This window comes from Pseudomonas sp. 3JA (genome assembly GCF_036961705.1).
In the GTDB taxonomy this organism is placed as follows: Bacteria; Pseudomonadota; Gammaproteobacteria; order Pseudomonadales; family Pseudomonadaceae; genus Aquipseudomonas; species Aquipseudomonas fluorescens_Q.
On record NZ_JBAMDJ010000024.1, the window covers coordinates 1 to 20,168 of the forward strand.

Sequence of the window (20,168 nt, forward strand, 5' to 3'; positions counted from 1 at the left end):
GAGTGTGTTAGCCGGAAATCAATGGGCCGTCAACTCAATCACGCAGCATTGACCGTGAGTGGAGACATCCACCAACCCGGTGTTACCGCTCAGTTGCAAACAGTCGTAGAGACCCAAGTCCACAGCGGACTCACCAATCTTGATAGCCAGTCCCGGGGCGGCACTGAACACCAGCAGCGTTTCCGCGTCACTGAAAAACCGCTGCTGGCCGCCCAACCACTGCAACCGCGCCCGGTAACGTTGCGGCGCGTAGATCAGGTTGAAGTCACGAATCGGTCCACCCAGCAGCGTGCAAAACACATGGCTCTCGCCGCTGAATGCAAAAGGGTCCAGCGGATGCAGAGGTCGCGTGGCCTGGCCATCGACGTTCAGCGTCATGCCGCTCCCCTGCAAGACACTGATGACCCGCTCGTAACCGGCGAAGGTGGAGAAACCACCCGACTCACCGATGTCGGCAATCGACAGCCGCCAGCCGAAACCTTCCAGGCCGGTGCCGGCATCGCGAGTGATTTCTTCGGTGCTGCCGCCACCGTTTTTCCACGGCATGCGTGGGTAGTCTGTCGCGCGTAAAACCTTCAAATGGCTCATTTATGAAAGCGCCCTTCCAGACTGTGACGGGAACCCGGATGGATCAGGCGCGCAGCGGTCACCGGCTGGCGCCCGGACCAGGTACGGCGGCGGATCAATAGACACGGCTCGCCCCTTTCGATCTGCAACAGCTTGCATTCACTCGGCTCGGCCAGGATCGCCTCGACCACATGCTCGCCCTCGGTCAGCGGCGCGACCTGGTTCAGATAGGCGTAGGGCGTTTGCACGGTGAAGTCCTGCTTGAGGTAGTCAGGCGCCACCAGCGCGTTGACGAAACGGTCCTCGATTTGCACGGGGATGTCGTTCTCGAAATGCACGATCAGCGAATGGAACACTTTCTGGCCTTCGCGCATATCCAGGGCCAGTGCCCGCTCGGAACCGGCCGCCTCTTCTTCCAGGGTGATGACCTTGCACGTGTGGCGATGACCGCGGGAGGCGATTTCGTCGGCGATGTTATGCACTTCGAACAACGCGGACTGGCTCTTGGGCTCGGCCACGAAGGTGCCGACACCCTGCATGCGCACCAACAGGCCGTCGGCGGTCATTTCCCGCAGCGCACGGTTGATGGTCATGCGACTGAAGCCCAGTTGGCTGACCAGTTCGCTTTCCGACGGCACGCGGTAATGCGGCGGCCAGTTTCCACTGTCGATCTGCTGGGTGATCATCTGTTTGACGCGGGCGTACAGGGGTGCCGGACTGTCACCCATGTTTGCGGCCAGCGGCGGTTTGGCAGGCGGAGTCGACACGGCGGTTCCTTGTTCTGCGGATAAGAATGCTAGCTTGCCGGAGTTTACCGGCCAGGCAAACGTCTGTATATGTATATACAAATTACGCACGATGAGGTTGAACCATGTCCGCCTTCTTTGCCGAACGCGCGCTGCTGCCTAGTGGATGGGCCCATGATGTACGTCTTGAGGTCGATGCCGAAGGCGTCCTGACCCATATCCAGGCCGGTTCCCACGCAGACGGCGCCGAACGGCTGGGCGGCCCGCTGTTGCCGGGTATGCCGAACCTGCACTCCCATGCCTTCCAACGGGCCATGGCCGGGCTGGCGGAAGTGGCGGGCAATCCCAACGACAGTTTCTGGACATGGCGCGACTTGATGTACCGCCTCGTCGGAAAAATCAGTCCCGACCAACTCGGCATCATTGCCCGCCAGCTGTACATCGAAATGCTCAAAGCCGGCTACACCTCGGTCGCCGAATTCCACTATGTGCACCACGACACCGATGGCGCGCCCTACGCCGACCCGGCGGAGCTGGCCCTGCGCATCAGCCACGCCGCCAGCGCTGCTGGCATCGGCCTGACGCTGCTGCCGGTGCTTTACAGCCACTCGGGGTTTGGTGGCCAGGCGCCCAATGACGGGCAACGCCGGTTCATCAACAGCACCGAAAACTACTTGAAGCTTCAGTCGCGCTTGCAGCCGACCCTGGCCGGGCAGCCGTCCCAGGCGCTGGGTCTGTGCTTCCACTCGCTGCGTGCCGTGACGCCCGGGCAGATCCAGGATGTGCTGGCCGCCAGTGACCGCGAGTGCCCGGTGCACATTCACATTGCCGAGCAGCAGAAGGAAGTCGACGACTGTCTGAGCTGGAGCGGCGCCCGTCCGCTGCAATGGCTGTACGAAAACACCGAAGTCGACCAGCGCTGGTGCCTGGTCCACGCTACCCACGCCAACGCCCAGGAAGTCAGCCTCATGGCCAGGAGCCGGGCGATTGCCGGCCTGTGCCTGACCACCGAAGCCAACCTGGGGGACGGGATTTTCCCCGCCGTGGATTTCCTCGCCCAGGGCGGGCGCCTGGGAATCGGCTCTGACAGCCATGCCTCGCTGAGCGTGGTCGAAGAATTGCGCTGGCTGGAATATGGCCAGCGCCTGCGGGATCAACGGCGCAACCGCTTGTATCGGGCGGATCAGCCTATGGTCGGTCGCACCTTGTTCGATGCGGCGCTGGAAGGCGGCGCCCAGGCCCTGGGGCAACCGATCGGCGCCCTCGACATCGGCAAGCGCGCCGACTGGCTGGTTCTCGATGGCAGCGATCCATATTTGGCCACGGCCCAGGGCGACGCAATCCTCAATCGCTGGCTGTTTGCCGGTGGCGATCGCCAGGTACGCGATGTGATGGTCGGCGGCCGGTGGGTGGTGCGCGATGGGCGGCATGCCGGCGAAGAGCAAAGCGCCCGCGCGTTTACCCAGGTCTTGCGCGAGCTCTTAGGCTGACGCAGATAAAAAGTGTGGGAGCGGGCTTGCTCGCGAAGGCGGTTTGTCAGCTAACGATTATGTCGGCTGATACACCGAATTCGCGAGCAAGCCCGCTCCCACATTGAATACTTGCAGGCAGTCAGTCCGAAGTCTTGGCCATCTGCCGATCCGACGCGCGCCAGATCAGTCGTGTCGTGTCATAGCCCTGCTGGCGTGCCATGCTCAGCAGTTCCTCGCGCACGACGCTATTGACGGTCGGCGTACGGGACAGCAGCCACATGTAACGACGGCTTGGGTCGCCGACGATGGCGGTCTTGTAGTCATCGCTGACGTACAACACCCAGTATTGCCCTTTCGCCACGCCCGGCACGATCCGCGAAAACCAGTTGTCGAACTCGACCCAGAGCTTGTCGGTCTTGCCCGGCACCTGCGGCGTGGCGGTGCCCCTGGCTTCTTCCCACTGCCAGTCCGAGGTCAGGCAGCGATTGAGCACGCCCACGTTGCCGTCTGGCTTGAGGGTGTAGTGAGCTTCCGATTGCGCGCAATTGCGCTGGAAATACATGGGCAGGCGGGCCAACTCATACCAGGTGCCTTGGTAGCGTTTGAGATTGACGCTGTTGACCGTCTTGGGTGCCAGCGGATCTTCGCCAGAAGTGGCACAGCCAGCCAAAATCAGGCCAGCCAAAAGCACAAAAACTAACCGCATCATTATTTTTCTCCCGCGGGCACTGTGGCCAGCATGGTTAGTTCGTCAGTTCTACTTCTGGCGCCGAAGTAGAACTGACGAACTAACCATACTGGCCACCATCCCCGGTTTACTTCAGGCCTTGGCCGGAAAACATCAACACTTTGTCACCGGCGTACTGCACGCTGATAAAGCTTTTCTGGTCGCCCCAGGTGCAACTGGACATGCCGAGCGCGCCCGAGCAATCGGTCGGTTTCCCCAGTAACGTTTCGACTTCGGACTTGGGCATGCCAGCCGACAGCTTCGAATAGTTTTCCTGGTTGACCTTGCTGCATGCAGTCAATACGACACACACAAACAACAAGGCGATAGATCGCAGCGACATGGTGTACTCCTGGAACGGAAGGGGGGTGGCAGGTGCCAACCAGAAGCTTAGAAGAGAAAACCCCTATCTGGTTCCCCGACACCCCCGGTATTTATTGGGTCTGGCCTGGTGTTTCAGCGGTGAAACACTCACTTTGTGACAGCGTCGTGCATTTCGTCGGAATTGAACCGCTACCGGCTGATGGGGCGCTCTGGCACGCCGATAAAAAGAAACAGCGCAAAGGAACGCGTTATGGCAAATTGACAGCCCGTCCTGACCCGTCCCTCCGCGGTAGTGTTATTAATGACCAGAAACATGAAATTCAGCCATAAAATCCTGTTGGCTGCCGCCCTCGTGGTGGCCGTTGCATTCGCCTGTTTCATCCTGTTCAACGACTATCGTCAACGCCAGAGCTTGAACGCCAGCACCGAAACCTCCATGCAGGAACTCGGCAGCCTGACCAGTCGCAACATCCAGTCGTGGGTCGACGGTCGCATCCAGTTGCTGCAATCGCTGGCCCAGCAGATTGCCGTGGACGGCAGCAGTGCCGACAGCCTCAAGCGCGCCGTGGGCTTGCCGGCCTACACCAGCAATTTCCAGCTCAGTTATTTTGGTGGCACCGACGGCGTGATGTTTTCGGTACCGGCCGGCAATCGCGCTGCCGATTACGACCCGCGCGCCCGTGGCTGGTACAAGGCCGCCAACAGCGCACAGCAAACCATCGTCACCGAACCCTACATCGCCGCCTCGTCGGGCAAGCTGGTGATCACCGTCGCCACCCCGGTGCAGCACCAGAACCAGATGATCGGCGTGGCCGGTGCGGACATCGACCTGTCCAGCGTCAGCGCCATCATCAATTCGCTGAACTTCGGCGGCCACGGCCACGCGTTCATCGTCAGTGCCGACGGCAAGATCCTGATCCACCCCGACAGCAAGCGCGTGCTCAAGACCCTGGCCGAGGCCTACCCTAACGGCGCGCCTCAAATCAGCCCGGGCGTGAAAGAAGTCGACCTCGACGGCAAAACCCAATTCATCTCCTTCACCCACGTCAACGGCGTGCCGGGAGCCGACTGGTACGTGGCGCTGGTGCTCGACAAGGACACCGCGCTGGCGATGCTCAGTGAGTTCCGTACTTCGGCGCTGATCGCCATGGTCATCGCCGTGGTGTTCATCATCGCCCTGCTCGGCATGTTGATCCGCGTGCTGATGCAACCGCTGCTGACCATGGGCCGCGCCATGCACGACATCGCCGAAGGCGAAGGCGACCTGACCCGGCGCCTGGTCATCCACGGCCACGATGAATTCGGTGCGCTGGGGACTTCATTCAACCGCTTTGTCGAACGCATTCATACCTCGATCCGTGAAGTGGCCTCGGCCACCGGCCAGGTCAACGAAGTCGCCCTGCGCGTGGTCAGCGCGTCCAACTCGTCGATGTTCAACTCCGACCAGCAGGCTTCACGCACCAGCAGCGTAGCCGCGGCCATCAACCAGCTCGGTGCCGCCGCCCAGGAAATCGCCCAGAACGCCGCCCTCGCCTCGCAGCATTCCAGCGATGCACGCAGCCTGGCTGAAGATGGCCAGCACGTGGTGGATAAAACCATCGCGGCCATGCAGCAGTTGTCGGCCAAGATCAGCGATTCGTGCGGCAACATCGAAGTCCTGAACAGCAACACGGTGAACATCGGCCAGATTCTTGAGGTGATCACCAGTATTTCCCAGCAGACCAACCTGCTCGCCCTCAACGCCGCCATCGAAGCGGCCCGTGCCGGTGAAGCCGGGCGCGGCTTCGCGGTGGTCGCCGATGAAGTGCGCAACCTGGCCCACCGCACCCAGGATTCGGCGCAGCAAGTGCAGAAGATGATCGAAGAACTGCAAGTTGGCGCCCGGGAAGCGGTGCTGACCATGACCGACAGCCAGCGCCAGAGCGAAAGCAGCGTCGGCATCGCCAACCAGGCCGGCGAACGCCTGGGCAGCGTGACCCAGCGTATTGGTGAAATCGACGGCATGAACCAGTCCGTGGCCACCGCCACCGAAGAACAAACCGCCGTGGTGGAGTCGATCAACGTCGACATCACCGAGATCAACACCCTGAACCAGGAAGGCGTGGAAAACCTGCAAGCCACCTTGCGCGCCTGTGCCGATCTTGAGCAGCAGGCGGCGCGGTTGAAGCAGTTGGTGGGTAGTTTCCGGATCTAGTGCCTGGACTGCCCCCGTCGCGAGCAAGCTCGCTCCCACATTAATGATTGCGAACGGGGTCAAATGTGGGAGCGAGCTTGCTCGCGATAGCGGCGTCAGCTACACCGAAAGAATCAGAACCTGGACCCAGGCCTGTTCAAAAATTCCATTTCCTCAGCCGTGGACTCGCGCCCCAACACCGCATTGCGATGGGGAAACCGTCCAAACCGCGCAATGATCTTCTGGTGCCGCTCGGCATAATCCAGGTTGTCTTCAAACACCGCCCGCTGCGCCTCCGGTTGCTCTCGAACCAGGTCGATGAAGCGCGACACGGCCTCGTTCTGTACCGCGAGGTTTTCGCAGTGTTCGAGCACGAGGTAGATGAATACGCGCTGGATCGGTTTGAGTTGCCGGTCGAAACCCGCTGCCATGCCCTGGGCTACCAGCGCTTGGGCGCGCAGGTCACCGGAGAAGGCTTTGGGGGTGTCGCGAAAGATCATTCGCGGGAGTTGGTCGAGGAGCAGCACCAGGGCCAGCCAACCTTCCGGGCGTTGCGCCCAGTCGGACAATTCGCCAGCCAGCGCCAGCTCGACCTGATCGCCGAAGCGCTCGTTGGCCTGGCGATCATGGCGTTTTCCGAACCACAGCTTGCCTCTGTCAGCCGATATTTCGTCCGGTGTCTTGGCTGAACCAAACCACCAATCGAGCAACGGCTGCCAGGGCTCGGCCATGATTTATTCCTTGTGGTAGGCCGTAACGCGCGCCACTTCTTCCTTCGAGCCGAGGAACACGGCCACGCGCTGGTGCAGGCCGTCGGGCTTGATATCAAGGATGCGCTGGTGGCCGTCGGTGGAAGCGCCGCCCGCCTGTTCCACCAGGAACGACATCGGGTTGGCTTCGTACATCAGGCGCAGTTTGCCCGGCTTGGACGGCTCGCGGCTGTCGCGCGGGTACATGAACAGACCGCCACGGGTCAGGATACGGTGCACATCGGCCACCATCGCGGCGACCCAGCGCATGTTGTAGTTCTTCTTCAGCGGGCCTTCTTCGCCGGCCAGCAATTCTTCGACGTAGCGTTTTACCGGAGCTTCCCAGTGACGCTGGTTGGACATGTTGATGGCGAATTCCTGGGTGGTTTCAGGAATGGTGATGTCTTCGTGGGTCAATACGAAGCTGCCCATCTCGCGGTCCAGGGTGAAGCCTTTGACGCCGTCGCCCAGGGTCAGCACCAGCATGGTCTGAGGGCCATAGATGGCATAACCGGCGGCAACCTGTTCGGTGCCTGGCTGCAGGAAGGCCTTTTCATTCAAGGCTTCGTTCTGGCTCAGGTATTCGTTGGGGCAACGCAGTACCGAGAAGATGGTGCCGACCGGCGCGTTGATGTCGATGTTCGACGAACCGTCCAGTGGGTCGAACACCAGCAGGTAGGCACCCTTGGGGTATTTGCCCGGGATCTGGTAGGCATTGTCCATTTCCTCGGACGCCATGCCGGCCAGGTGACCACCCCATTCGTTGGCTTCGAGCAGGATTTCGTTGGACAGCACGTCGAGCTTCTTCTGCACTTCGCCCTGCACGTTTTCGGTGCCCATGCTGCCCAGGACACCACCCAGCGCGCCTTTGGAGACGGCGTGGCTGATTTCCTTGCACGCACGCGCCACCACTTCGATCAAAAAGCGCAGATCGGCAGGGGTGTTGTTGCTGCGGGTCTGCTCAATCAAATAGCGACTCAAGGTAACGCGGGACATGGACGGCTCCGAAGAATAGGGGACGGAAAAACCAGCGCAGTTTAGCGCGAGTCGGGACTTAATTCCTCCTATGAGACGGGGAATGGCGGATTGAGTTCACGGGGTGGCGGCTCGCTTGTGGATTTTGGGTCGCTGGGAGACCGAATCGCGAGCAAGCTCGCTCCCGCAGTTGACCGAGTTGTTTCGACGAACGCGGCCTACTGTGGGAGCGAGCTTGCTCGCGATGAATTCACCTCAACCCTTGACCGGTGGCTTGCGCAGCAAGCTGAACGCCATCGCCGCGAGGAACAGTACGCTGAGCAGCAGCACCGCCCACAAGCCGATTTTCTTCCAGTTGGTCCCGACCGTCGCAGGCGTGGCTGCCGTGGCCGCAACCGGAGTTGACGTGGCCGCGCCGTTCACGGTCGCCGTACCCAGCGTCGCCAGGCGCGACGGTTTGTAATCGGGCACCAGCGTGGTCAAGGGCAAGCTGGCCGCTTTCACTGTCGCGCTGCCCAGGGCCAGACGGTAAGGCCCTTCGCCGCGCGCCAGGAACACCACCTGCGTCGGACGCACGGCAAAGCGCAGGGCCGGGGCTTCGCTACCCAGGCCACCGCCACGCTCGTCCACGGTCAATTTCAATTGCTGCACGGTCTGGCCGGACAGTTGCAATTGGTTTTGCAGCACATCCTGACCGTTCTGGGTCAGGCGATAGAGCAAGCCACTGCCCAGCGGTTGCCACGGATGGCTGCTTTCACGGCGACCGGCCAGGGTCACCGGCGCCAGGCTGTTGGCCTGGCCCAGCTCGACCTGCACCTGCTCGATGTTCAGCCCCATGGGCAACTGCCAGGTGTATTCACCGGCCTTCGTGGTGCTGCCGGCCAACGGCTGCGACCAGGCCAGCGGCAACGGCAGGCTTTCGCGGCTGGCGCTTTGCAACTGGGCCGCGGTCAGGATCGGCGCGGAGGATGGCGAATCCCACAACAATCGCAGGTAACGCGCCGATTGCCCCGGCAAGCTCACTTCATGCTGCTCGACTCGCTCATCGGCAAAGGTCAAGCGCGCCACCTGGCCTTCACCCCACGACTGCCAGTGTTGCAAGTCATCACTGGCTTCGATGGTGAACCGCTGGAAGCCGTCGCGCTCACTGGTCCAGTCGAGGACCAACTGCTGCAACGGCGCCTTGATCGCACTGGCATCCAACAACCAGCCACGCAGCTCCTCCTCCCCAGCTTCGAGCCGGCTGGAGGGTTGGACTTCCACCAAGGTGCCGTTGGCGTTCGATTGCACCCGCACACTGGGCGCGCGCTCATTGTCATCGGCAGCGTTGTACAGCGGGAACCACTTCACGTCGGTGAGAGTGCGGTTTTCCCGGCTCTGGGCCGACTCACGGACCAGGGCGTAGGCCTGGGCCTGGCCGGCCGCGTTGAAGACCCGCAGATCGCTCAGGTCGGTCTGCCGCGCCTGCAACTGCACGTCCAGCGGCAACGGGAGGCGATACCACGGCCCTTCGCCGCTCAGGGCCAACGGCACTTGATGGGCGAAATCCGCCGGTTGCTCCTGGGCCGTAGCCGACAACGCCACCCACAATCCGACCACACCCAGCCCGATCCGATTCAACTTGCGACTCAAGATGACACTCCCTCACTGACAGGCATAGGCGGCTCATCCTGGGCGACCGTCTCTGGACGCTTGGGTGGCAGCGGCGCGAAGTAGCCCACCACCAATAGCAATACCCCCACGCCGATAAACGACACGATCCGCGCCAGACCGCCACGGTTACTCAATTCGACAAAGAACAGCTTGGCCACGACCACGGCGATCAATGCCGCGCCGATCAGCCACACTTCACGGCGATGGCGTAAATGCCCACCGATCATCAGCCCCAGGGCGATCAAGGTCCAGACAATGGACAACCCGGCCTGCACGAACATCGACTCGAGCAGCGCGTCCAGCGCGTAGGGCACCCCCATCCACTGGTGGGCCGTGCGCATCACCAGGGCGGTGAAGAACGCGAACAGCGACACACCGGCGATCAACTGGGCGATGTGCCCGACGCGATTCCAGCCATTCGTCGATTGCTCCACGGCGTTGCGAGCCCACACATAGATACCGAACAAGGCGAACAGCAGGCCCAGCTCCAAGGGGTTGAGCAACGGCACATAAGGCAGCGGCTCTGAGTTGCCATCGCTGAAGGTGTTGGTCAGCCAGAACCAACCGAGCATCAACAGCGCCATGGGCGCCGCCGCATAGACACGGTACTCGCGCGGTTGGGCCGATACCGGCCACGGCAATGCACGCGGCGTGGCCATCAGCACCAGGTAAAGGCCTGGCAGGATCGCCCAGGCCAGCCAGCGCCAAGCGTTGTACTGCTCGGACAGCAATAGCAGACCGTAACGCAACTCCAGCATCAACACCGCCATCAGCAACCAGCAACCGAGCACATGGGCCGTACTGCGCGCCGGGGCCGGCAGCATCGGTGCCAGGCGCTTGAGCGAGAGGAAGTGCACGGCAAATACCGCCAGCCAGGCCAGCCAGCCGAAATTCGCGGCCGGATGATAGTGGCTGTGCCACGTCGCCACCAGCACGCAACCCGCCGCCGGAATCAGCAAGGTGCACAGCAGCCCCAGCGCCGGCCATTTCAACCGCAGCGACAAAAGGCTCCACACCGCCACGCTGATGGCCGCGACCAACAACAGCAAGCTGCCTTGCAGGTTCTCCGGGGTAAAACGCAGCACTTCGCTGACCCACGCCAGCGCCCACCAACCCGCGCCCCAGATCAGCAATAGCTCGGACAGGCGCTGCAAGCTCAAGGCGTCCAGCTCCTGCGCCGCGTGCGCCCGTTGCAGGCGCCATGCGCCCACCAGCGCTGCCAGCCCCAGCACCAGCGGCGTCCAGAACCCGCTATGGGCCAGCGGTCGCAGTCCCTCGGCGTTGAGCGGCCCCAACAGTGCTGGCCCCGCCATCAGGAACGACGCGCCGCCGAGCAGTTGCAGCAGCAGGCCGAAGACAAAGCTCACGCGCTGCTTCAGGTACAGGCTCAGCCAGATGATCAACAGCCCGCTGGCCGCCCACACACCACTCGCGGTTTGCCAGGGCAGGACGAACAGCACCGCGAGGTTGATCAGCACCAGCCCCGCCAGCAGCACCACCGACAAGCCGCGCAGCAACCGGACATCGTTGCGCACCATATCGTCGCGCGCCGCCAGCAACATGCCGCCGATCAACGCCAGACCGATCAGAGAAGCACTGAGCAAACCGCTCCAGCCCGCGCTGAACACCGCCGCCGAATCGCCCTCGGCACCTTTCAAGCGCAACAGGAACAGGGCTCCGCCGAGCAATTGCACCGCGAACGCCGTGAACAGGAAACTGCGCGATTGCAGGCGCAGGCCGACAAACAACGTCGCCAATCCGGCCAAGGCCCAGGCGATGGCCGTGCCGTGAGTGAAGAAGAACAACGGTGCCAGCAGATAGAGGAAACTCAAACCCAGCACTGCCAGCACCGGCAGGCCTTGGCGCTCCCAAGCCGCCGTGTGTTCAGGGGCTGCCTTGCGCAGTTGGTAGAACGTGAACAACAAAGCGCCGCCGAGCATCAACGCCCCCAACGGTGAGCCGTCGAGCAGGCTGCTTTCGCCAGATCGCAATTCGCTGAGGAAGGCCAGCGCCGAACCCAATTGCAGCAACAAAGCAAAGGCTCGTGCGAAAGGTCGTTGCTGACGCAGGCCCAACCAGAAAATCCCCGCGCCCTCCACGGCCCAGGCCGCGGCGGTCCAACGGGCGTCGAGCCCCAAGGGAATCGCCAGGCTGGAAAAAATCACCCCCAGGGCCAGGCAGGTTTCCGCCAGCAACAAGGCGCGGCCGCCCATCAATAGCCGTGCCAGGCCCATGTAGATCATGCCCAGGGCCAGGGCGCTGAAGGCAGCGGCGAACTCCAGGTGCTGCACCAACGCGAACTGCAAGCCGAAGCCCACCAGCGGCGGGGCGAACAGCATCGTGCCGTCGACGTAATCGCCTTTGCGCGCCGACCAGCGCAACAACGCGTCGCGGCTGCCCTCTTCGGGGGCGTCGGTCATTTCCAGCAGCTTGCGCCGGGTGAACAGCAAGCCAATCACCAGGTAGATAAGGAAGAACAGAATCAGGAACGGCTCGGTACTCCAAAGCAGCTCCGGTGTGTAGGAACGCATGCCCCAGGCGAAACCAATACCGAAGGTGCCGACAAAGCCGATCAGGTTGAGCAGGCGCCAGGCCTTGAACCAGGCAATCGCGAGGATGCCGGCATTGAGCAGGATGAAATAGCTGAACAGGGCGACGTGGTTGCCGCTGCCAGTGGAAGTCAGGATCGGCGCGGCAAACCCGCCCAGCGCCGCAGCCGCGGCCAGGCCCAGGGCGTTCTGGGTAATCGCCAGGATTGCCGAGAACACTGTCACCGCCACCAGCAAGCCCAGGGCCGCCTTGGAGTCGAGCAACGGATGCAGGCGCATGGCCGCGAACACCGTCAGGTACAGCACCGCGATGCCAGTCCCCTGGAGCATAAGCGCATAGTTACTGTTGCGTTGGCGCAACCACCAGCCCAGGCCCAACAGGCCCAACGCACTGGCCGCGACGCCGGCGTAACGCAACTCGATCGGCACCACCATGCCTTCGGTGGCATAGCGCAGCAAAAACGCCAGGCCGAGGAACAACAGCACCACGCCGACCCGCAGTACCGTGTTGCCGCCGAACAGCCAGTTGCGCGCGCCGATGATGGCGCGGTCGAACAGATTCGGACCACGCGGGACCGCCGGCTCCGCAATCACTGGTTCCAGAGGCAAAGGGGCAAAATCACGCTCGGCACGTCGACTGGACGTCTCTGGTGCGGGCTTCCAAATGTCATCGGGCAACGGCTGGCTGGCCTGGGTGGCCATAGCGGGTGCGGGTTCGAGGTCTGACGGTAGTTCCCAGACGAGCTCCGGTTCGGTGCGCGTCGCGGGCTTCGCGGCCTGAGGCGCGACAACCTCGGGCACCGGGGCCGGATCACTCGGTTCGGCCACCTTGCCGCGTTCGAGTACCGCCAGGCGGCCCTCCAACGTGAGCAAGCTCTGCTGGGCCTCTTGCAACAAGATCTGTTGCTTGGCCGCCTGGACACCCAGGCGCCCCAATCGAAACGCCTGGGCGATGCCAAGCCCCACCAAAGCGCCTATCAGCGCATCGGCGAACGACTCGTCCACCACCCAGCCGAGTGCCAGGCCCAACAGCGTCAAGATCCATTGCATGGTCGATATCCCTAAGCGGCCCGTTGCGGGCGTAACCGGGGTGATGCGGTGCCTGGATCAGTCTAGTGGAACCCCCAAACCCTGTGGGAGCGAGCTTGCTCGCGATAGCGGCATGACAGACACCTAAAGCTATCGCGAGCAAGCTCGCTCCCACATTGGATTGTTGGCACTTCCAGTGCTGAGCCCGGCTACACAGCCCGGCGAAACTGGCGCCTAGTATATCGACGAAGCCCAACCGCCGTTGGGCTTCGCTCACATTTCTTACAGTAAATGCTACTCCAGGGCTTTCCAGATATCGGTGGCGTACTCACGAATGGTCCGGTCCGAGGAGAACCAGCCCATGCGCGCGGTGTTGAGCACCGCCGAACGCCACCATTGCTTGGAGTCGTGCCAACGCTCTTCGACCTTGGCCTGGGCGTTCCAGTACGAGTCGAAGTCGGCGCAGACCAGGAAGCGGTCGTAATCGACCAACGAGTCCACGAGCCCGGCGTAGCGCATCGGATCATCCGGCGAAAACACTCCGCCGCGAATCGCCTGCAGCACGTCGTTGAGCCGATGGGACGCGGCGATGTCCGGCGCGGCGCTGAACTCACCGTTTTGCTTGCGGGCCTCCACCTGCTCGGCGGTCAGACCGAAGATGAACATGTGCTCACCGCCGACGCGCTCATGCATCTCCACGTTGGCGCCGTCCATGGTACCGATGGTCAGTGCGCCGTTGAGGCCGAACTTCATGTTGCTGGTGCCCGACGCTTCGAAACCGGCCGTGGAGATCTGCTCCGACAGGTCCGCCGCCGGAATGATGCTTTCGGCCAGGCTGACATTGTAGTTGGGCAGGAACACCACTTTGAGCAAGCCGCGCACGGTCGGGTCGTTGTTCACCACCCGGGCGATGTCGTTGGTCAGCTTGATGATCAGCTTGGCCTGGTGGTAACTGGCAGCGGCCTTGCCGGCGAAGATCTTCACCCGCGGCACCCAGTCCACCTCCGGCTCGGCGCGAATCGCCTGGTACAGCGCCACAGTGTGCATCAAGTTGAGCAACTGGCGCTTGTACTCGTGGATCCGCTTGACCTGCACGTCGAACATCGCCGCCGGGTTCACAGCGATGCCCAGGCGCTCGTGGATCAGATAAGCCAGGGCCTTCTTGCTGTGCAGGCGCTGCTCGGCGAACAGCTTGCGAAACGCTGGCTTGTCGGCAAACGGCTCCAGCTCGATCAAGCGCTCCTCGGGGTTGTCGAGCACGCTCGGGCCGAGGGCATCGACCATCATCGAGGTCAATTCGGCGTTGGCCTGGAACAGCCAGCGGCGGAAAGTGATGCCGTTGGTCTTGTTGTTGATCCGCTCCGGATAGAGTTTGTGCAGCTCGGAAAACACCGTGCTGCGCATCAACTGGGTATGCAACCCGGACACGCCGTTGACGCTGTGGGAACCGAGGAACGCCAGGTTGCCCATGCGCACCCGGCGACCATTGTCCTCTTCGATCAGCGAAACCGAACGCAGCACATCGAAATCGTGCACACCCTTGGCCCGCAGTGAATCGATGTGCTGGGCGTTGATCAGGTAGATGATCTGCATGTGCCGGGGCAACATGCGCTCCATCAGCCCCACCGGCCAGGTTTCCAGGGCTTCGGGCAGCAACGTGTGGTTGGTGTAGGACAGCGTGTCCTGGGTGATCTGCCAGGCCGCGTCCCACGCCACGTCGTAGACGTCCACCAGTTGCCGCATCAGTTCGGCCACGGCAATGGATGGGTGAGTGTCGTTGAGCTGGATCGCCGCGTGATCGCCCAGGGTCAGCACCGAGGTGTGCATGTTGCGATGGCGACGCAGCAGGTCCTGCAGCGAGGCGGCCACGAAGAAGTACTCCTGGCGCAGACGCAGTTCCTGGCCAGCCTCGGTGCTGTCGGCCGGGTACAGCACGCGGGAAATACTTTCGGCCCGGGCCACTTCGGCTACCGCGCCCAAGTGGTCGCCGGCGTTGAAGCGCTCCAGGTGCAAATCTTCCACAGCGCGGGCGCGCCACAGGCGCAGGGTATTGACGCTGGCACCGCGCCAGCCCACCACCGGCGTGTCGTAGGCAATGGCCCGCACGGTTTCGGCCGGGGACCAGACTTGCCGGGTCTTACCCGCCTCATCGGTCACGGTTTCGACGCTGCCGCCAAAGCCGATCGGGTAGACCACCTCCGGGCGCTCGAACTCCCAAGGGTTGCCGAAATCCAGCCAATGCTCGGTCTGCTCCTGCTGCCAGCCGTCGACGATGGCCTGGCGGAACAGGCCGTGTTCATAACGAATGCCGTAGCCATGGCCGGCGATGCCCAGGGTCGACATGCTTTCCATGAAGCACGCGGCCAAACGGCCAAGACCGCCGTTGCCCAATGCTGCATCCGGCTCGAGCAGACGAATGCGCTCCAGGTCCACGCCCAGCTCGGTCAGGGCTTCGCGCGCCGTGTCCAGCAGGCCGAGGTTGCTCAGGCTGTCGTAGAGCAAGCGGCCGATGAGGAATTCCAGGGAGAGGTAATAGACGCGCTTCTGGCCCTTGCGGTAGATCTGTCGCGTGTGGTCCATCCAGTGATCGACCATGTGGTCGCGGGCGGCGAGGGCGATGGCTTCGAACCAATCGTGATCAAACGCATGATCCGGGTCCTTGCCAACGGCATAAGTGAGTTTGGTCAACACGGCGTCGCGAAATGCGGCAACTTCAGCTTCGCGAACAAGTGGTTCTTGAGTCATTGATAAGACCTCGAACGAGCATGGAATTGTCTGAGCCTAGACGGTCTGACAGACGGTACAGGCTCTTGGTTCGGTGGATTTCCCCGAGTGTCGGAGAATCGCCGCCATGGAATTGCCGGATGGTCGAATGAATGCAGGGGCCGTGCCGATCCGGACGGGTTTGGCCGGGATGAAAAAAAACTGGCGGATGGTCGTTCAAAATTTCACCAGTCCCGGTATGATCGCGCGCCCTGATGCATGCTGGTAAACCGTGATGATGAAGCCCAACCTGATCGCCGCCGCGGAGATCGACCGACTCGATACCTGGGCCAAGTACTCCGCCCCGATGTGCGGTTCCTGCGTGTCGAGCTGCTGCACGCTACCGGTGGAGGTCAAGATCAAGGACCTGATCCGCATCGGCATCGTCGACGAGTTCGAACTGGGCGACCCGCCGAAGAACATCGCCAAGCGCCTGCAAAAGGAAGGGATCGTCGAGCGCTACAACCAGAAGTCGGAAATCTTCACGCTCCAGCGCATGAGCAACAACGATTGCCTTTATCTGGACCGCAAGAGCCGGTTGTGCACCATTTACGAGAAACGCCCGGACACCTGCCGCAACCATCCGCGGGTCGGGCCACGGCCGGGGTACTGTGCCTACAAGCCCAAGGAAGTGGAGCGCGAGCGCAATCCGCGAACGCTGGATAAGTTCTGATCTCTTGATAATTCAGCGGTGCCTGAGCCGACGCCATCGCGAGCTTGCTCGCGATAGGGCCCTGACAGCCGCCACATAACTTCCAGGCATAAAAAAACGCCCCCGATCTAACGACCGGGGGCGTTTTTTTAGCTGCTAACTAAGTCGAAACTCAGTTGCCGCTTTTCTTGGCAGCGCGGGTACGCTCGCTTTCGCCCAGGATCTTCTTGCGAAGACGGATGGACTTCGGCGTCACTTCGCACAGTTCGTCTTCCTGCACGAACTCCAGCGCTTGCTCCAGGGTGAACTTGACCGGCGGAACCAGGGCGATGGTTTCGTCTTTGCCCGAAGCACGCATGTTGTCGAGCTTCTTGCCTTTGGTTGGGTTCACGCCCAGGTCGTTGTCGCGGCTGTTCAGGCCGACGATTTGACCTTCGTAGATATCCTGGCCGTGCTCGACAAACAGCTTGCCGCGCGCTTGCAGGGTTTCCAGCGAGTAGGTCAATGCCTTGCCGGTCGCAACCGATACCAGCACGCCGTTCTGACGGCCGGACATGTCGCCGGACTTCATCACGTCGTAACGATCGAAGATCGAGGTCAGGATGCCGCCACCGGAGGTCAGGGTCAGGAACTCGTTACGGAAACCGATCAGGCCACGAGCCGGGATGTTGTACTCAAGGCGCACACGGCCCTTGCCATCCGGAACCATGTTGGTCAGGTCGCCTTTACGCAGGCCCATTTGCTCCATGATCGCGCCCTGGGATTCTTCCGGCAGGTCGATGGTCACGTTTTCGTACGGTTCGTGCTTGACGCCATCAACCATGCGGATGATCACTTCAGGACGGCCCACGCCCATTTCGAAGCCTTCGCGACGCATGGTTTCGATCAGTACCGAGAGGTGCAGCTCACCACGGCCGGAGACCTTGAACTTGTCAGCCGAGTCGCCTTCTTCAACGCGCAGCGCAACGTTGTAGAGCAGCTCTTTGTCCAGGCGTTCCTTGATGTTACGGCTGGTCACGAACTTGCCTTCTTTACCGCAGAATGGCGAGTCGTTGACCTGGAAGGTCATGGAAACGGTTGGCTCGTCGACGGTCAACGGCTTCATCGCTTCGACGTTCAGTGGGTCGCACAGGGTGTCGGAGATGAACAGTTGCTCGAAGCCGCTGATGCAGACGATGTCACCGGCCGCAGCTTCTTCAACGTCGATGCGGTGCAGGCCGTGGTGACCCATCAGCTTGAGGATACGACCGTTGCGCTTCTTGCCGTCGGCGTCGATGGCAACCACCGGGGTGTTCGGCTTGATGCGACCACGGGCGATACGGCCAACACCGATCACACCCAGGAAGCTGTTGTAGTCCAGTGCCGAGATCTGCATCTGGAACGGACCGTCACGGTCGACTTTCGGCGCTGGTACGTCGTCGACGATCGACTGGTACAGCGGGGTCATGTCTTCAGCCATGTTGGTGTGGTCCAGACCGGCAATACCGTTCAGGGCCGAGGCGTAGACGACTTTGAAGTCCAGCTGTTCTTCGGTGGCACCCAGGTTGTCGAACAGGTCGAAGATCTGGTCCAGGACCCAGTCCGGACGCGCGCCTGGACGGTCAACCTTGTTGATCACCACGATCGGACGTAGGCCGGCTTCGAAAGCCTTCTTGGTCACGAAACGGGTTTGCGGCATAGGGCCGTCCTGGGCGTCAACCAGCAGCAGCACGGAGTCGACCATCGACATCACGCGCTCTACCTCACCACCGAAGTCGGCGTGGCCCGGGGTGTCCACGATGTTGATGTGGTAGCCATTCCAGTTGATGGCGGTGTTTTTCGCCAGGATGGTAATACCGCGCTCTTTTTCCTGGTCGTTGGAGTCCATCACGCGCTCGTCGTTGAGCTCGTTGCGCTCCAGGGTGCCGGATTGACGCAAGAGTTTGTCTACCAGGGTGGTCTTACCATGGTCAACGTGAGCAATGATGGCGATGTTGCGTAGATTTTCGATCACTTGTGTATCTCGATCAGAGGATTCGGTGTGCTGACAGGTCGTGGCAGCGATTTACGTTGAGTCCGACAAGGCCGTTACAGCCTGTCGGCGGCGTCGGGGGGCCGGTGACGCAGGCCACAGGCAAACAGCCCCGGGCACTTAGCTCGGTCGATAAACGCGCACATTGGCATGCCCCTCACTGAGCAAATGGTGGGCATGCAGGCGACTCATCACGCCTTTGTCGCAATACAGCAGGTACTGGCGAGTAGGGTCCAGTTCCTTGAAACGCGCGTTCACGGCATAGAACGGCATCGTTTTTACCTCGATGCCGGCGATCTCCAGCGGGTCGTCTTCAGCGTCGTCCGGGTGACGGATGTCGATGATGATCTGACCGGCCAGCGCTTCGCCGACTTCTTCAATCTGAATGTCCTGGCCCAACTCATCGATGACTCGATCGATCGGCACCAGCCTGGCGTTTTCGAGCGCACGCTCGAGCACCGCCATGTCGAATTCTTTCTCTTCGTGCTCCACCCGCCCGCGCTTGGCCGCCGTCTTCGGATTGACCGAGATGACGCCGCAGTACTCCGGCATGTGCCGGGCAAACTCGGCGGTGCCGATTTCATTGGCCTGGTCGATGATGTCCTGCTTGTGGCTGGCGATCAGTGGACGCAAGACCAGTTTCTCGGTCACGCAGTCGATCACCGACAGGTTCGGCAACGTCTGGCTCGACACCTGGGAAATCGCCTCGCCGGTCACCAGCGCATCGATCTGCAGGCGATCGGCAATTCGAGAAGCGGCGCGCAACATCATACGCTTCAAAATGACGCCCATATGACTGTTATCGACTTTGCCGAGAATCTCGCCCAGGACTTCTTCGAATGGCACGCTCACAAATAACACGCGTTGGGAGCTGCCGTACTTCTTCCAGATGAAGTGCGCCACTTCCATCACGCCCAGTTCGTGGGCACGTCCGCCGAGGTTGAAGAAGCAGAAATGGCTCATCAACCCGCGACGCATGATCTGGTAGGCGGCCACCGTGGAGTCGAAACCGCCGGACATCAGCACCAGGGTCTGCTCCAGCGAACCCAGCGGATAACCGCCGATGCTGTTGTGCTGGCTGTGGATCACGAACAGCCGTTGGTCGCGAATTTCGATGCGCACCTCGATCTGCGGATCTTTCAGCGAAATACCGGCCGCGCCGCACTGTCGGCGCAACTGGCTGCCGACGTACTTCTCCACATCCATCGAACTGAACGGGTGCTTGCCGGCACGCTTGCAGCGCACCGAAAAAATCTTGCCGGCCAGGGCATCACCATAATGGAGCATGCACTTGGCAAGGATGTCGTCGAAATCCCCCAGCGGGTATTCATCGACTTGCAGGAAATGCGCGATGCCCGGCATGCAGCTCAGGCGCTCGGTCATTTCCTTCAGGACCTTGGGTTCACTGACACGGGTTTCCAGCTCGAGGTTGTCCCACACGCCATTCACCACCACGGCCGGGTCCAGGTCTCGGAGCACGGCACGGATGTTCTTGGCCAACTGGCGGATGAAACGCATCCGTACCGGGCGGCTCTTGATGGTGATCTCGGGGAAGACTTTTACGATTAGTTTCATGAAAACAGCGCGCGAACGGCCAGCCGAAAAAGGGGGGCGCGGATTATAGCGGAAATTGCTCAAGGTTTAACCAGTTTATGTGCAGATGGTTTTGCATGCACCAAAACAGGTCATTATCGATTGACGACGCCACATTGCAGTGCGTTATTGTCTGACAATCTTTGATTTACGCCCTTAAAAGCGTGGATTTGGTGCAAAAAACC

14 protein-coding genes are annotated in these 20,168 nt (G+C 61.6%); 3 read left to right on the forward strand and 11 right to left on the reverse strand.

The genetic code is table 11. From position 1 onward, the window contains the following. Positions 1 to 18: 18 nt before the first annotated feature. On the reverse strand, positions 19 to 588 hold the full coding sequence (locus V7773_RS18725; protein ID WP_336074446.1) for a HutD/Ves family protein: 570 nt from the start codon (positions 586 to 588) through the stop codon (positions 19 to 21). Next, positions 585 to 1,295 carry a histidine utilization repressor gene (gene hutC, locus V7773_RS18730; RefSeq protein WP_170845945.1) on the reverse strand — a complete coding sequence of 237 codons (711 nt, stop codon included), beginning with the start codon at positions 1,293 to 1,295 and terminating at the stop codon, positions 585 to 587. The genes V7773_RS18725 and hutC overlap by 4 nt, the downstream gene beginning before the upstream one ends. 143 nt (positions 1,296 to 1,438) lie before the next feature. Here hutC and V7773_RS18735 point away from each other — a divergent pair, with 143 nt between their 5' ends. Next, entirely contained in the window at positions 1,439 to 2,803 is a 1,365-nt protein-coding gene (locus V7773_RS18735; protein ID WP_336074448.1) for a formimidoylglutamate deiminase, read from the forward strand. A gap of 121 nt (positions 2,804 to 2,924) precedes the next feature. Here V7773_RS18735 and V7773_RS18740 read toward each other — a convergent pair whose 3' ends face one another. Together V7773_RS18740 and V7773_RS18745 are read right to left on the reverse strand one after the other, a co-directional pair. Continuing rightward, entirely contained in the window at positions 2,925 to 3,494 is a 570-nt protein-coding gene (locus V7773_RS18740) for a lipocalin family protein (protein WP_336074450.1), read from the reverse strand. Positions 3,495 to 3,600: 106 nt separating this feature from the next. Beyond that, positions 3,601 to 3,855, reverse strand: coding sequence for a hypothetical protein (locus tag V7773_RS18745; protein ID WP_003196877.1), 255 nt, complete (start codon positions 3,853 to 3,855; stop codon positions 3,601 to 3,603). 282 nt (positions 3,856 to 4,137) lie between these two features. Here V7773_RS18745 and V7773_RS18750 point away from each other — a divergent pair, with 282 nt between their 5' ends. Next, positions 4,138 to 6,030 carry a methyl-accepting chemotaxis protein gene (locus V7773_RS18750; protein ID WP_336074452.1) on the forward strand — a complete coding sequence of 631 codons (1,893 nt, stop codon included), beginning with the start codon at positions 4,138 to 4,140 and terminating at the stop codon, positions 6,028 to 6,030. 113 nt (positions 6,031 to 6,143) lie between these two features. On the opposite strand, the gene V7773_RS18755 is transcribed toward V7773_RS18750, so the two are convergent. From V7773_RS18755 to V7773_RS18775, 5 genes are all read right to left on the reverse strand, one after another. Further along, positions 6,144 to 6,740: a DUF924 family protein gene (locus V7773_RS18755; protein ID WP_092146454.1), complete on the reverse strand. Its 597-nt coding sequence runs from the start codon at positions 6,738 to 6,740 to the stop codon at positions 6,144 to 6,146. Between the two features lie 3 nt (positions 6,741 to 6,743). Beyond that, entirely contained in the window at positions 6,744 to 7,754 is a 1,011-nt protein-coding gene (locus tag V7773_RS18760; RefSeq protein WP_014336119.1) for a class 1 fructose-bisphosphatase, read from the reverse strand. Between the two features lie 234 nt (positions 7,755 to 7,988). Then, positions 7,989 to 9,365 (reverse strand): DUF3999 domain-containing protein, encoded by a 1,377-nt coding sequence (locus tag V7773_RS18765; protein ID WP_336074456.1) that lies wholly within the window; start codon positions 9,363 to 9,365, stop codon positions 7,989 to 7,991. Next, positions 9,362 to 12,985, reverse strand: coding sequence for a DUF2339 domain-containing protein (locus V7773_RS18770; RefSeq protein ID WP_336074458.1), 3,624 nt, complete (start codon positions 12,983 to 12,985; stop codon positions 9,362 to 9,364). The genes V7773_RS18765 and V7773_RS18770 overlap by 4 nt, the downstream gene beginning before the upstream one ends. Before the next feature lie 273 nt (positions 12,986 to 13,258). Further along, positions 13,259 to 15,709 carry a glycogen/starch/alpha-glucan phosphorylase gene (locus V7773_RS18775; RefSeq protein ID WP_336074461.1) on the reverse strand — a complete coding sequence of 817 codons (2,451 nt, stop codon included), beginning with the start codon at positions 15,707 to 15,709 and terminating at the stop codon, positions 13,259 to 13,261. A 253-nt stretch (positions 15,710 to 15,962) separates the two neighbouring features. Between V7773_RS18775 and V7773_RS18780 the strand changes: the two genes are divergently transcribed. Beyond that, positions 15,963 to 16,400 (forward strand): YkgJ family cysteine cluster protein, encoded by a 438-nt coding sequence (locus V7773_RS18780; RefSeq protein WP_003196865.1) that lies wholly within the window; start codon positions 15,963 to 15,965, stop codon positions 16,398 to 16,400. 151 nt (positions 16,401 to 16,551) lie between these two features. On the opposite strand, the gene typA is transcribed toward V7773_RS18780, so the two are convergent. Both typA and thiI read right to left on the reverse strand, forming a co-directional pair. Beyond that, complete coding sequence (typA, locus tag V7773_RS18785) at positions 16,552 to 18,372, reverse strand: translational GTPase TypA (RefSeq protein ID WP_047226918.1); 1,821 nt, start codon at positions 18,370 to 18,372, stop codon at positions 16,552 to 16,554. Between the two features lie 138 nt (positions 18,373 to 18,510). After that, entirely contained in the window at positions 18,511 to 19,965 is a 1,455-nt protein-coding gene (gene thiI, locus V7773_RS18790) for a tRNA uracil 4-sulfurtransferase ThiI (protein WP_063323352.1), read from the reverse strand. Positions 19,966 to 20,168: the final 203 nt, after the last annotated feature.

What these genes read in the sequence shown, in the direction of transcription:
- V7773_RS18780 (WP_003196865.1), top strand. Translation starts at nt 15,963, where the DNA reads ATGATGAAGCCCAACCTGATCGCCGCCGCGGAGATCGACCGACTCGAT.
- V7773_RS18750 (WP_336074452.1), top strand. Translation starts at nt 4,138, where the DNA reads ATGACCAGAAACATGAAATTCAGCCATAAAATCCTGTTGGCTGCCGCC.
- V7773_RS18735 (WP_336074448.1), top strand. Translation starts at nt 1,439, where the DNA reads ATGTCCGCCTTCTTTGCCGAACGCGCGCTGCTGCCTAGTGGATGGGCC.
- V7773_RS18755 (WP_092146454.1), bottom strand. Translation starts at nt 6,740, where the DNA reads ATGGCCGAGCCCTGGCAGCCGTTGCTCGATTGGTGGTTTGGTTCAGCC.
- thiI (WP_063323352.1), bottom strand. Translation starts at nt 19,965, where the DNA reads ATGAAACTAATCGTAAAAGTCTTCCCCGAGATCACCATCAAGAGCCGC.
- V7773_RS18760 (WP_014336119.1), bottom strand. Translation starts at nt 7,754, where the DNA reads ATGTCCCGCGTTACCTTGAGTCGCTATTTGATTGAGCAGACCCGCAGC.
- V7773_RS18775 (WP_336074461.1), bottom strand. Translation starts at nt 15,709, where the DNA reads ATGACTCAAGAACCACTTGTTCGCGAAGCTGAAGTTGCCGCATTTCGC.
- V7773_RS18725 (WP_336074446.1), bottom strand. Translation starts at nt 588, where the DNA reads ATGAGCCATTTGAAGGTTTTACGCGCGACAGACTACCCACGCATGCCG.
- V7773_RS18745 (WP_003196877.1), bottom strand. Translation starts at nt 3,855, where the DNA reads ATGTCGCTGCGATCTATCGCCTTGTTGTTTGTGTGTGTCGTATTGACT.
- V7773_RS18770 (WP_336074458.1), bottom strand. Translation starts at nt 12,985, where the DNA reads ATGCAATGGATCTTGACGCTGTTGGGCCTGGCACTCGGCTGGGTGGTG.
- V7773_RS18740 (WP_336074450.1), bottom strand. Translation starts at nt 3,494, where the DNA reads ATGATGCGGTTAGTTTTTGTGCTTTTGGCTGGCCTGATTTTGGCTGGC.
- hutC (WP_170845945.1), bottom strand. Translation starts at nt 1,295, where the DNA reads ATGGGTGACAGTCCGGCACCCCTGTACGCCCGCGTCAAACAGATGATC.